Source organism: Microvirga pakistanensis (assembly GCF_004458765.1).
Classification (GTDB): domain Bacteria; phylum Pseudomonadota; class Alphaproteobacteria; order Rhizobiales; family Beijerinckiaceae; genus Microvirga; species Microvirga pakistanensis.
Genome location: NZ_SPJX01000156.1, coordinates 172185 through 184522, shown reverse-complemented (window position 1 = coordinate 184522; position 12338 = coordinate 172185). Strand labels below are relative to the sequence as shown.

General features: G+C 63.3%; 12 protein-coding genes. 2 read left to right on the top strand and 10 right to left on the bottom strand.

The window, feature by feature from the left end; all coding sequences use genetic code 11:
- Positions 1-8 precede the first annotated feature (8 nt).
- From E4K09_RS05605 to E4K09_RS28870, 8 genes are all read right to left on the bottom strand, one after another.
- On the bottom strand, positions 9-845 hold the full coding sequence (locus tag E4K09_RS05605; protein ID WP_134495767.1) for an ABC transporter ATP-binding protein: 837 nt from the start codon (positions 843-845) through the stop codon (positions 9-11).
- 137 nt (positions 846-982) lie between these two features.
- Complete coding sequence (locus E4K09_RS05600; RefSeq protein WP_134495766.1) at positions 983-2305, bottom strand: ABC transporter substrate-binding protein; 1323 nt, start codon at positions 2303-2305, stop codon at positions 983-985.
- A gap of 70 nt (positions 2306-2375) precedes the next feature.
- Entirely contained in the window at positions 2376-3461 is a 1086-nt protein-coding gene (locus tag E4K09_RS05595; RefSeq protein ID WP_134495765.1) for a branched-chain amino acid ABC transporter permease, read from the bottom strand.
- Positions 3462-3473: 12 nt separating this feature from the next.
- Complete coding sequence (locus E4K09_RS05590; protein ID WP_193557255.1) at positions 3474-4430, bottom strand: branched-chain amino acid ABC transporter permease; 957 nt, start codon at positions 4428-4430, stop codon at positions 3474-3476.
- Positions 4431-4440: 10 nt separating this feature from the next.
- Positions 4441-5241 carry an ABC transporter ATP-binding protein gene (locus E4K09_RS05585; RefSeq protein ID WP_134495764.1) on the bottom strand — a complete coding sequence of 267 codons (801 nt, stop codon included), beginning with the start codon at positions 5239-5241 and terminating at the stop codon, positions 4441-4443.
- A complete protein-coding gene (locus E4K09_RS05580) occupies positions 5238-7220 on the bottom strand; it encodes an AMP-dependent synthetase/ligase (RefSeq protein ID WP_193557254.1) in 1983 nt (660 codons plus the stop codon). The genes E4K09_RS05585 and E4K09_RS05580 overlap by 4 nt, the downstream gene beginning before the upstream one ends.
- 240 nt (positions 7221-7460) lie before the next feature.
- Positions 7461-7664 carry a hypothetical protein gene (locus E4K09_RS05575; protein ID WP_134495763.1) on the bottom strand — a complete coding sequence of 68 codons (204 nt, stop codon included), beginning with the start codon at positions 7662-7664 and terminating at the stop codon, positions 7461-7463.
- A 280-nt stretch (positions 7665-7944) separates the two neighbouring features.
- Positions 7945-8106 (bottom strand): hypothetical protein, encoded by a 162-nt coding sequence (locus E4K09_RS28870; RefSeq protein WP_166802172.1) that lies wholly within the window; start codon positions 8104-8106, stop codon positions 7945-7947.
- Between the two features lie 428 nt (positions 8107-8534).
- Here E4K09_RS28870 and E4K09_RS05570 point away from each other — a divergent pair, with 428 nt between their 5' ends.
- The gene (locus E4K09_RS05570) at positions 8535-8831 is read left to right on the top strand and encodes a hypothetical protein (RefSeq protein WP_134495762.1); all 297 of its coding nucleotides are present in this window, start codon (positions 8535-8537) and stop codon (positions 8829-8831) included.
- A gap of 12 nt (positions 8832-8843) precedes the next feature.
- On the opposite strand, the gene E4K09_RS05565 is transcribed toward E4K09_RS05570, so the two are convergent.
- Both E4K09_RS05565 and hutX read right to left on the bottom strand, forming a co-directional pair.
- Positions 8844-9125 (bottom strand): hypothetical protein, encoded by a 282-nt coding sequence (locus E4K09_RS05565; RefSeq protein WP_134495761.1) that lies wholly within the window; start codon positions 9123-9125, stop codon positions 8844-8846.
- Between the two features lie 305 nt (positions 9126-9430).
- Positions 9431-9928, bottom strand: a complete 498-nt coding sequence (gene hutX / locus E4K09_RS05560; RefSeq protein WP_134495760.1) for a heme utilization cystosolic carrier protein HutX — start codon at positions 9926-9928, stop codon at positions 9431-9433.
- 315 nt (positions 9929-10243) lie between these two features.
- Here hutX and E4K09_RS05555 point away from each other — a divergent pair, with 315 nt between their 5' ends.
- Positions 10244-12334 (top strand): TonB-dependent siderophore receptor, encoded by a 2091-nt coding sequence (locus E4K09_RS05555; RefSeq protein WP_134495759.1) that lies wholly within the window; start codon positions 10244-10246, stop codon positions 12332-12334.
- Positions 12335-12338: the final 4 nt, after the last annotated feature.

Here is a 12338-nt window from a genome sequence, read left to right as displayed (position 1 = left end):
TCCATGGACTAGGCCAGCCACCGTTTCCGCCGTTTGTAGCTCTTCACCGCGCGGAACGACTTGCGGTCCCCCTCCGAGACGCCGAGGTAGAATTCCTTCACGTCCTCGTTCTCGCGCAGCGCCAGGGCGGGGCCGTCCATGACCACGCGGCCGGTTTCCAGGATGTAGCCGTAGGTCGCGTATTTCAGCGCCATGTTGGTGTTCTGCTCCGCGAGCAGGAAGGAGACGCCCTCGGAGGCGTTGAGAACGCGCACGATCTCGAAGATCTCTTCCACGATCTGCGGCGCGAGACCCATGGAAGGCTCGTCGAGCAGGATCATGGAAGGGCGCGACATCATCGCCCGGCCGATGGCGCACATCTGCTGCTCGCCGCCGGAGGTGTAGCCCGCCAGGGAGCCGCGCCGCTGCTTCAGGCGCGGGAAGTACTCGTAGATCGCTTCCAGGTCGCGTCGGATGGCGGCGTTTCCATCCCTGCGGGTGAATGCGCCGGTCAGAAGATTCTCCTCGATCGTCAGATGACCGAAGCAGTGGCGGCCCTCCAGAACCTGGATGCAGCCGCGCCGCACCAGCTCGTTGGGAGAGAGCCTGTCGACGCGCTTGCCTTGGAACTCGATGCTGCCTTTGGTCACCTCGCCGCGTTCCGCATGCAGCAGGTTGGAGATGGCCTTCAAGGTTGTGGTCTTGCCTGCGCCGTTGGCGCCGAGCAAGGCGACGATCCCGCCCTTCGGCACGGTGAGCGACACGCCCTTGAGCACTAGGATCACATGGTCGTAGACGACCTCGATGTTGTTGACCGCCAGGACGGTCTCGGATTCCTGCGGATTCATCTGAACGGCGCTGGCCATGGGCGGATCTCTCTTTCCTTCCCCCGTGAGGGAAGGGGCAGGGTGGGGGTGCGAGCGATAGTCTGTGCAGGTGTGGCGCCCGCACCTCCACCTCCAACTCCTCCCCACAAGGGGAGGAGGGGTTCAGGTGCCTGCGATCAGCTCGCCTTGTCGCAGGCCTCCGTGCGCTTGGGCCAGCCGGCGTTCTTCTCGGCATAGTCCTTCGCAGCGGCGTCGAGCTGGCCTTTCACGCGGTCCGTCATCGGCTCGATGGGATTGGAGATCTTCACCCATTTCGCGCCGTCCCATTCCTGCATGAAGGCGGCGCGATGGCCGTTGTGATCCGAGCAGGAAAGCACGAGCTGATCGGTGAAGCCCTCGAGCCCGAGCTCCTTCAGGCGAGCCGGATCGAGCTTGATGTTCTCCATGCCGCGGCGAACGTCCTCGCCGGTCACGGCCTTCTTGCCCGTCAGCTTCTGGGCCTGGGCGATTCCTTCCGCGATCAGCAGCGAATTGTAGATGCCGCGATTGTAGAGGAGCTCGCCCACCTTGTCCTTGGGAGCCTTCGAAAGGCCCTTGTCGACCACGTGCTTCTGGATGTCCTGGATGGCGGGGAAATTCGCTCCAACCGCGTGCCAGTTCAGCATCTTGAAGCCCTTGGCGCCTGCGCCGCCGGCGCGGGCGTCGTCCTCGCCCGGCCACCAGACCGAGTAGAACTTGTCGATCGGATAGCCCGAGCGCACGGCTTCCTTCACGGCCGCGCCGTTCATCGAGCCCCAGCCCCACATGATCATGTAGTCGGGCCGGTCGCGGCGGGCGCTGAGCCATTGCGAGGACTGGTTCTGCATGTCCTGCGCGGCCACCGGATAGAGCGCCACCTCGAAGCCGAGCTCCTTCGAGAGCTCCTGCAGCAGCGGGATCGGCTCCTTGCCGAAGCTGGCATCGAGATGCAGGAAGCCGATCTTCTTGCCTTTCAGCTTGTCCAGTCCGCCTTCCTTCTCGCCGATATATCTGACGATCATCGACAGACCGTCCCAGTAGGTGGCTGGCGGGTTGAAGACCCACGGGAAGATGTCGCCGCGGGCGGAGGCCGAGAGGCCATAGGCCATGGACAGGATCGGGATCTTGTCGACGGAGGCGCGGGGGATGAGCGGCAGGGTGATGCCGGTCGACCACGGATTGACGATGACCGGGTTCTTGCCCTTCACGGCCTCGTAGCATTCAACGCCCTTCTTGGTGTCGTAGCCGGTCTCGCATTCCTCGAGCACGAGCTTCACGCCACCGATGCCCCCGTCGCGCTCGTTGAGCATGCGCAGGTAATCGTGCATGCCGTCGGCGATGGGGGTGCCGGACCCGGCGAAGGGGCCGGTCCGATAGGTGAAAAGGGGTACGTAGATCGAGTCCTGCGCGAAGGCAGGCAGGGCCATGCCGGCGAGCATCGTCGCGGCGGCCAGTCCCAGGCTCAATTTGCGAAACGACATTCTCGTTTCCTCCCGTTGTTGGTCCGGCTGCGCCGGATTTTTAGAGTTCCCGTCTCCTTTTGCCCGGCCCTCAATAGGGGAACGGCCAGACCAGGAGCTTCTGTTTGCCGATCTGCCAGAGCCGCGCGAGGCCGTGCGGTTCGACGATCAGGAAAAAGATGATGAGCGCCCCGACGATCATGAAGCGCAGGTGCTCGATCGTGTCCGCCCCCACAGAGATGCCGAAAGGCGACAGAAGCGCAGGCAGCGTCAGCCCGAGCACGATCGGCATGATGAAGATGAGCGCCGCGCCGAAGAACGAGCCGATGAGGCTGCCCAGGCCTCCGATGATCACCATGAAGAGGATGAAGAAGGACTGGTTGATGTTGAACACGTCGTATTCCGCGCCCCCGTACCAGAGGAAGACGAGAAGCGCCCCCGCGACACCGCAGTAATAGGACGAGACCGCGAAGGCGAGGAGCTTGGTCTGGAGCGGGCGGATTCCCATGAGCTCGGCCGCGAGATCCATGTCGCGGATGGCGATCCACATCCGGCCGATGCGGCCGTGCACGAGGTTGGACGCGAGCCAGGTGAGCAGGATCACGATGGACAGGACCAGCAGGTAGCGCGTCTGGGGCGTGGCGTTCGGGCCCATGATCGGAACGCCGAACAGGGTGCGCAACGGCGCATCGAGCGCACCCGAGACATTGTAGTTCACGAGCCACGGAATGCGGATGAAGCACCATTGCAGGAAGAACTGGGCGGCCAGCGTCGCGACCGCGAGATAGAAGCCCTTGATGCGCAAGGACGGCAGGCCGAACAGGGCGCCGACGGCTGCGGAGAAGAAGCCGGAGACGAAGATCCAGACGATGACGTTCACGCCGGGAAACGCAGTCATCAGCTTGTAGCAGGCATAGGCTCCCACGCCCATGAAGGCGCCGGTGCCGAGCGACAGAAGGCCCGTATAGCCCGTGAGGATATTGAGGCCGATGGAGGCGAGCGAGAACACGAGGAACGGGATCATCACCGCCTGGAGCAGGAAGTCGTTGCCCAGGAACGCGAGGGCAAAGGCCGCCACGATGATGAGCCCCAGGCCGATCCTGTCCTGGCGCAGCGGGAAGATCGCGGAGTCGCTCACATAATTCGTCTTGAATTGACCCGCCTCGCGGTAGAACACAGGCGCTCTCCCTCAAATCCGCTCGATGATCTTTTCGCCGAACAGCCCCTGCGGCCGGTAGAGCAGGAACAGGAGGGCGATGACGTAGGCGAGCCACGTCTCGATGCCGCCGCCCACGAGCGGCCCCCAGTAGAACTCGCCGAGCTTCTCGCCGACGCCGATGATGAGCCCGCCGATGATCGCCCCGGGAATCGACGTGAAACCGCCCAGAATGAGCACGGGCAGGGCCTTGAGAGCGATGATCTGCAACGAGAACGACACGCCCGAGCGCGCGCCCCACATGATCCCGGCCACAAGGGCCACGAGTCCCGCCGCGAACCACACGATCACCCAGATCTGGTTGAGCGAGATGCCGACCGACAGCGCCGCCTTGTGGCTGTCCGCCACCGCGCGCAGCGCGCGGCCGATGCGGGTCTTCGAGAAGAACACCGCGAGCAGCCCAATCATCAGGGACGCGATGACGGCGGCGGCGATGTCGAGATGCTGGATCCGGATGGAGCCGCCGAGCGCGTTGATCTCCGTCGTGCCCTGCGGCAGGAGGAGCGCGTCCGTGATCATTTCCCGCGGGCTGCCGCCGAAGATCAGCTCGCCGAAGCCGATGAGCAGATAGGTGAGGCCGAAGGTTGCCATGAAGAGGATGATGTCGGGTTGGTTCACGAGAGGCCTCAGCACCACCCGCTCCACCACCACGGCGAGAACCAGCATGGCGAGCGCCGCGAGGATCAGCGCCAGGAAGGCCGGAACGCCCTTCTCGTACAGGCCGACCAGGATCAGGGCCGCGAACACCACCATGATGCCCTGCGCGAAGTTGAACACGCCCGAGGCCTTGAAGATCAGCACGAAGCCCAGCGCGATCAGCGCATAGAGCACGCCCGAGACCAGGCCTTCCCAGAGCGTCTGGATCAGGAGGTCCGGCGCCTCGCCCATGAACACGAAGGGTTCGATGAAAACTTTGTAGAGAATGTCCATCGGCTGCCCCTCAATGCGCCACGCCGAGATAGGCATCGATCACGCGCTGGTCCCGCTTCACCTCGTCCGGCGTGCCGTCCGCGATCTTGCGGCCGTATTCCAGCACCACGACGCGGTCCGAGAGGTCCATCACCACGCCCATGTCGTGCTCGATCAGCGCGATGGTCGTACCGTATTGCTGGTTCACCTCCAGGATGAAGCGCGACATGTCCTCCTTCTCCTCGAGGTTCATGCCGGCCATCGGTTCGTCGAGCAGCAGCAGGTCCGGCTCCATCGCCAGCGCGCGGCCGAGTTCCACCCGCTTCTGCAGGCCGTAGGGAAGGCGCCCCACGGGCGTTCTGCGGATGTGCTGGATTTCGAGGAAGTCGATGATCTCCTCCACGAAGCGGCGATGCTCGACCTCCTCCTTCATGGCCGGGCCATGGCGGAAGAGCTGCCAGAAGAAATTCGACCGCATCTTGATGGATCGTCCCGCCATGATGTTGTCGAGGGTCGACATGCTCTTGAACAGCGCGACGTTCTGGAAGGTGCGGGCGATGCCGCCGCGCGCCGCCTCGTAGGGGCGCATCTTCGGTCGCTTCACGCCCTTGAAGGTGATGCGGCCTTGCGTGGGATAATAGAAGCCGTTGATGCAGTTGAGCATCGAGGTTTTGCCAGCGCCGTTCGGGCCGATGATCGCGCGGATCTCGCTCTTGCGGATGTCGAAGGACACGTCAGTCAGGGCCTTCACCCCGCCGAAGCCGAGCGACACGTTCTCCACGGCCAGCAGCACATCCCCTTTGCTCAGAACCGGATGGTCGGGGGCTCTCATTCCGCGGCCTCCGGCAAAGTGGCTGTCTGCTGCACCGGGTATAGCTCCATGTCCCTGATCTTCACGCGGGCGGAGATCACGCCCTTGCGCCCGTCCTCGAAGGTGACTTCGGTGGAGATGTCGGCCTCGGGCGAGCCGTCGTAGAGCGCCTGGATCAGCGGCGCGTAGCGCTCGGCGATGAACCCGCGGCGCACCTTCTGGGTGCGGGTCAGCTCGCCGTCGTCCGCGTCGAGCTCCTTGTGCAGGATGAGGAAGCGCCTGATCTGGGCGCCGCCCATGCGCGGCTCTCCGGCGAGCGAGCGGTTCACCTCGTCCACGTGCTTCTCGACCATTTCATAGACGCGGGGATGGCCCGCCAGCTCCTGGTAGGAGGCGTAGGTGACGCCGTTGCGCTCGGCCCAGTTGCTCACCGCCACGAGGTCGATGTTGACGAAGGCCGAGACGTAATCCCGCCCGTCGCCGAAGCAGACCGCTTCCTTGATGTTGGGGTAGAACTTCAGCTTGTTCTCGACGTATTTCGGCGGGAAGAGCGACCCGTCGCGCAACTTGCCCACATCCTTGGCGCGGTCGATGATCTTGAGATGCCCGCTGGCGTCGAAGAAACCGGCGTCGCCCGAATGCACGAAGCCGTCGTCCGTCTTTGTCTCGGCGGTCTTCTCCTCGTCCTTGTAATAGCCCATGAACACGCCCGGGGAGCGGTAGAGCACCTCGCCGTTGTCGGCGATGCGGATCTCCACGCCCGGGGCAGGGCGGCCGACCGTGTCGGCGCGGATCTCGCCGTCGGGCTGCATGGTGATGTAGACGCTGGCTTCCGTCTGCCCGTAGAGCTGCTTCAGGTTCACGCCGATGGAGCGGTAGAACCGGAAGATCTCGGGCCCAATGGCTTCGCCCGCCGTGTAGCCCACCTTCACCCGCGTCATGCCGAAACGATTGCGCAAAGGGGCATAGACGAGCACGTTGCCGAGCCGCCAGAGGAGGCGGTCCCACGCACCGACGCCGGGCTCGCCGTTCAGGATCTTCTCGCCGACCCTGTTGGCGTGCTTGATGAAGTAGTGGAACATGCGGCGCTTGAGCGCGCTCGCATCCTCGATGCGCACCATGGTGAGCGTGAGGATGCTCTCGAAGACGCGTGGCGGCGCGAAGATGTAGGTCGCGCCGACCTCCCGCCGGTCCTCGGCCACCGTCTCGGGACTCTCGGGGCAGTTCACGCACAGGCCCGCAAGGAATGCCTGCGCATAGGAGAAGATGTGGTCGCCCACCCAGGCGACCGGCAGATAGGCCAGGATCTCGTCCGTCTCGGTGAGATGGTCGAATTCGCAGCCCATGCGGGCCGCCGCGATCACCGCGTCGGAGGTGAGCATCACGCCCTTGGGGCGGCCGGTCGTGCCGGAGGTGTAGAGAATGATGGCAAGGTCCGAGCCCTTGCCGTCCTGCAGCTCCCGATCGATCGCCGCGGCCTCGGTGGCATCCGCCAGGCGCGCGCGCCCCTCCTCGACGACCGAAGCGATGGCGTGCAGGCGGCTGTGGTCGTAGTCGCGCAGCCCCTTCTCCTCGTCGTAGAGCACGTGTTCCAGGACCGGCAATTGCTCTGACACGGAGAGGAGCTTGTCCACCTGCTCCTGGTCCTGCACCGCCGCATGGGTCACTTCCGCGTGGGCAAGCACATAGGCCATCTCCTCGGCCACGGAATCCGCATAGACCGGGATCGGGATCGCTCCGAGCCATTGGGCAGCGGCGATGGTCCAATAGAGGTGAGGACGGTTGTACCCGATGACGGCGATCTTGCCGCCCCGCCGGAGGCCGAGCGCCTGAAGGCCGGCGGCATAGGCCCGGACGGTGTCGTAGACCTCCGCCCAGGTCCAGGATTGCCAGATGCCGAGGTCCTTGTGGCGGAATGCGGTTCGCTGGGGACGAATGCGTGCATTCCGTGCCAGCAGTTTGGGGAACGTATCTTCGCGCGAATCCGCAGCCGCCGTCACCGACGTCTCCTCCCTGGACGCCGCAGGCCGGACGGCCTGCGGGTCGGTCTTCGTTTCCTCTGCTGCGCAGCTTCTTGGGCCACGCTTTAATTCCCGGTCTGTCGCCGGCAGCTCCTGAGGAGCGTTATGGGAGGTATTCTGTCGTGGCCCCCGGGTATCGGCAAGGGTACCGCACCACTACCATGGGCTAATATGATCGCGCGCGTTTCCGGGGCAGCGGGCGGACCCCCGATTCAGACCCTAGGGCACCGCCGTGAGAGCCGCGGGCTCGATCTCGGCTGCGCTGACCACCCGCTCGCCGCCGACCGTGTTCTTGACCCTGTAGAGCTGAGGGCCTCGATCCTGTGCGATCATGCGGACGATGCAGTAGATCCGGTGGTCCGCATAGCCCGAGGCCGGGCGGGTGATGCGTATAAGCTGGCCGATATGAAAGCTGTTCTCCATCAGCGCCTCCGCCATCATTCAAGACGCAAAGAGCACGGCCGTGACAGGCGAGACCGGGATGCGGCCTGATCGGGTTCCGTGCGGTGTTGGATCAAGGATGATGCCTGCGGCAAAACAATGACAGGAGCCTGTTCCACCGCAGGATCCGCTCCTGAATCCGACATGCGCCGAGTCAACCCGATTGTGCGGGAGGCGCATTAACATAGATCAATCTTGAGCAAGGGGCGGGATGCGGAAGATCTGGAGGCCTCCGCACCCGATGATCGGGGAAGCGGACTGCCTATTGTGTCGGTTGGGCAGGGGCGCCGCCCGGAGGGGGATTGGCCGGGGCCGTGGAGGCCGGATTGTTCTGGTCGGTGCTGCCGGTCTTGTCGGGGCCGTCCTCGCCGCAGGCCGTCAGCGCGAGCATGGCAACCAGGGGCAGGATTATTCGAAATCGCATGCGGGTCTCCTTTTCTGAGGCGTCAACTCATGGCTGGAGAGAAGGTTCTGGCCTGGAGCTTGGATCTTGGCGGCATTGTCCCCCATGTCCGCCGGAGCGTTTCAGGTGCGGCCTCCAATGGAAAGCGTCCGTCTTGCGAGGAGAACCGAACGCGTTTGCTCTCGCCGGGACATTTCCCTGGCCGGACGCGTTGTGACGGCAGGCGATCGGAGGCAAGGGACCCGCCATGGATCCGGAAAACCGCACGAACATCCTGACCGTCTTGGGCTTCGCGGCAGGTGTGCTGGCGCTGGGGGCGCTGATCACGGTCATGCTGGTCTTCGGGTAAAGGAGCCGCGCCCAGGACATCTGACGTAAGGGCATTCACATGCGGCCAAGCTATGGTAAAGAGGGCCAACCTCTCGAAACAAGAGCGGCGGGGCGGCAGAATGCGTCTTTTCCTGACAATCGCGGCGATGATCGCCTATTCAATGGTTCCGGCCCAGGCCCAGCCTTGGGGCGGGGGCGGCGGGTGCCCGCCTCAAACGCGCCCGAGCGGCTCGTTTTGCTTGATCGACATTCCCGATTCCGTTCGCAACAGGGGCATCTGCCCGGCCGGGTATGTCAGCACGGCCGACCGCGCCTATTGCGTTCTGGAGCCGCGGAAGGAATGGGTTAGAACCAGATCCGGCTGCCCGGCGGGCTTTCGGCCGAGCCCGGGCGGAGAGTTCTGCGCCGCCGATTGAAGGATTCGCGGCTTACCGGTGGAACCAGCAATCCGTCATGGGGAGCATCTCTTGGCTCTTGTGGTTGTAGTAGGCCTGCCGCGCGCGGCTGTAGCTCCAGGGCTCGTCTTTGCAGTTCCGTCCGAAGGCTCCCAGGTCGTTCTCGAAAATCACCCACTTGAGCTCTGAATTCGGGCACTGCCCCTCATACTGGAACGAAATGTTGCCGATTGGGGGATAGCAGTGCCGGCTCTCGGCCAAAGCCGTGCCGATCATGGCCAGGATCAGAACCGAGGAAGCTGCAAGTCTCAGCATGGCGAACCCGTGCGAATGCGTACACCGTCAGGAAGAGGGCCATCCTGCGCCTCGGGCGAGCTTGGCCGTTGCGGGCTCTCTTAGCAGCAACCTTATGCTTCGTCACGCCGCAAAGGGGGCTCGCCGCGCGTAGCCGGTATGATCGCTCCGACGCCGGCGGTCTGAAGGCAAACCGACAGAGGGCGGTCGGGCGGTTGCGCCTGGGCGATGAGCCTAGAACTGGCTCCACTGGCATGGAATCAGCTCTCTTCTTTGGTATCCGGCATTTTTGACCGCGAACCGGAGCCGCTTCGCCGAAAAATGCTCTAGTACCGGCCGCGGAGTGTCTCGAACCGGGCCACCTGATCCGCCTTTGGGGTATGATCCCTGTTGTACCCGACCGAGATCGTGAACATGACGTCGCCGTCCTCGTCCACGAAGCGGATCGCGCAGGAGCGTGTTTCGAAATAGGGCCTGTCGACGAAGTAGATCGCGCGGCAGCGTTCGATCTTGAAGTGACCGCCGATCGGGCTATCGCCGTGAACGTTGAAATAGCCATGCCCGAACTCGCCGGGCACGATGTCGCCGTCGCACTCGAAGAAGCCGTTCCGGTTATGCACAATGAAGATGACCTCGCCCCACGTGGTCAGGTCGTTCCAAATCTCCTCGAAATGTTCGCCCGGGACACGCAGGGCCGCCTCGGGGGTCAGGCATTCGAGCACCACCTGCATCGGAACCTGGCGGGCTTCTGCGATGGATTCGAGAATGCCGTCCGGCTGCTCGGCGAGATCCTGACGGATCAGATCGTTCACGGTTTGCGTCATCGTCGTTGTCCAACCCGCAGTTCGGGACTTGGTTTGAGTGGTGGAAGGGAGAGGAGAGCCGTTCTCCGGCTCTCGAGCGTGGAGACGCGAAAGGCGGCGCCTTGGGGCTGGTCTCTCGCTCTCATCATATTCACGCCCTTCCTATAAAGAAGCTGGCGCTCATTCAAGCTCAAAGAACGTCAGGGAGCGTATCTCTTCTTTAGAATGCTTACAATGAACGTAGTTTTTGGATTAAAACAATTAAAAACTAAAATATTTGACCTTGATTTACTTATTTTGTTAGGCGCATTCATCCAATGTATTCTGGGGTGCGTCATGAAACTCAGTTATGCCCTTTTGGCATCAACCGCTCTTGTCCTGATCTCGAACGAAGCGCTCGCGCAATCGGCGGTGTCCACGCCGATCCGGCTCGACGAGGTCACCGTCGAGGCAGACCAGAACGAAGCAGGCGGTGTCCTTGGCGCAAGCGGCTATGTGGCTACCTCGGGGCGGAGCGCGACCAAAACCGACACGCCTCTTCTCGAGACGCCGCAATCGGTCTCGATCGTGACGCAGCAGCAGATCGAGGACCGCAAGCCGCAGACCTTGCTCGATGCGGTTGCCTACACGCCGGGATCACGGGTTGGCGGTTACGGCTTCGATCCGCGTTATGATGCCTTCTGGATCCGTGGCATCGATGTCACCTATACGGGTGTGTTCCGCGACGGGCTGCGTCAGGTCAACTCTCCGAACGGCTTGTTCCGGCTCGAACCCTATGGCCTGGAAGGCATCTCCATCCTGAGAGGGCCGGCGGCTTCGATCTACGGTGCAAGCAGCACCGGCGGCATCGTCGACCTGATCTCGAAGCGTCCGACCTTCATTCCCTTCCACGAGGTGGAGGTTCAGACGGGCTCCTACGGCCGCCTGCAAGGCAATTTCGACCTGTCCGGCCCCGTCAATTCCGACAACACCCTGTTCTACCGGCTGACGGGCCTCGTGCGCGAGGCCGGCACTCAGCTCGATGCCGTCCCTGACGACCGGGTTTTCATCGCCCCGGCCTTCACCTGGAAGCCGACGGATGCAACGACCTTGACGATTCTCGGCGAGTACATGGACTCGACGACCGGCGGCAGTGCCGCCTATGTCAACAACTACGAATTGGATGAGAACGGCGTTTCGACGGGTCGGGTGATCGGCGCCACCAGGGTCTATGAAGGCGACGCGCGCTACAACGACTACCGTCAGAAGCAGGGGCGGATCGGCTATGAGTTCGAGCACCGCTTCAGCGACATGTTCACCCTGCGCCAGCGCATGCGCTTCTCGGCCCTCGGCACCAACCAGGAATATTACTCCCTCGGCGCCGGCTCTGGCCTGGTCCGCGAGAACAACTGGGGGATCGTTTCCGATACGCATCTCGAAAGCCGCGTGAGAACGGGCGCTGTCGATCACACGATTCTGACCGGCCTCGACGTCAGCCGCTTGAGCTACCGAAACAGATTGGCGTTCGGCGTGGTTCCCATCGGAACGGATCCCGACTTCGTCTACCAACGCGACGAGCAGACGCAGACGCTGACCGGGATCTATGTCCAAGACCAACTCAAGTGGCAGAACTGGCGCCTGACCCTGGGCGGCCGCCATGACTGGCTGACGAGTGAGTACGAAAGCAATGGAGCGGAGTTCGACCGTGACGACAGCAAGTTCACGGGGCGCGCGGCGCTGAGCTACGTGACCGAGTTCGGCCTTGCGCCTTATGTCAGCTACGGCACGTCCTTCACGCCGAATCCCGGGACGGTCCTCAACGGCGGGGTCGCCGAGCCGACGACCGGCGAGCAGATCGAACTCGGCGTGAAGTACGATCTGCCGAACGTCAACGCATCGCTGCGGGCCGCCGTCTTCGATCTGCGCCAGGACGATGCGGTGATCTACCAGGTCGTCGACGGCTTGAACCGGCAGATCCAGCTCGATCTGCGTTCGCGGGGCTTCGAGATCGAAGGTGTCGCGTCCCTGGCGGAGGGACTCAACGTTCTGGCGTCCTACTCCTACACCGATGCCCGCATTCTGGAGCTGACTCCGGAGACGGAAGGCAATCAGCTGACGAGCGTGCCCAACCACATGGCTTCGCTCTGGCTCGATTATACGATCCAGGAGGGGCCCGCGAGAGGTCTCGGCATCGCCGGCGGTGTTCGCTATGTCGGCTCCAGCTTCGGCGACAATCTCAACCGCGCCGTCATCGAGAACGATCCGCGCACCTATCTCGATGCGGCGATCCGCTATGACCTGGAAAACATCAATCCGAGCCTCAAGGGCGTGCGGCTCCAGGTGAATGCCACCAACCTGCTCGACGAGGACGGTCAGGTCTGCACGTCCAACTACTGCTACTTCGACGAAGGCCGCAAGGTCATCGCGAGCCTGCGGTACCGCTGGTGAGAGG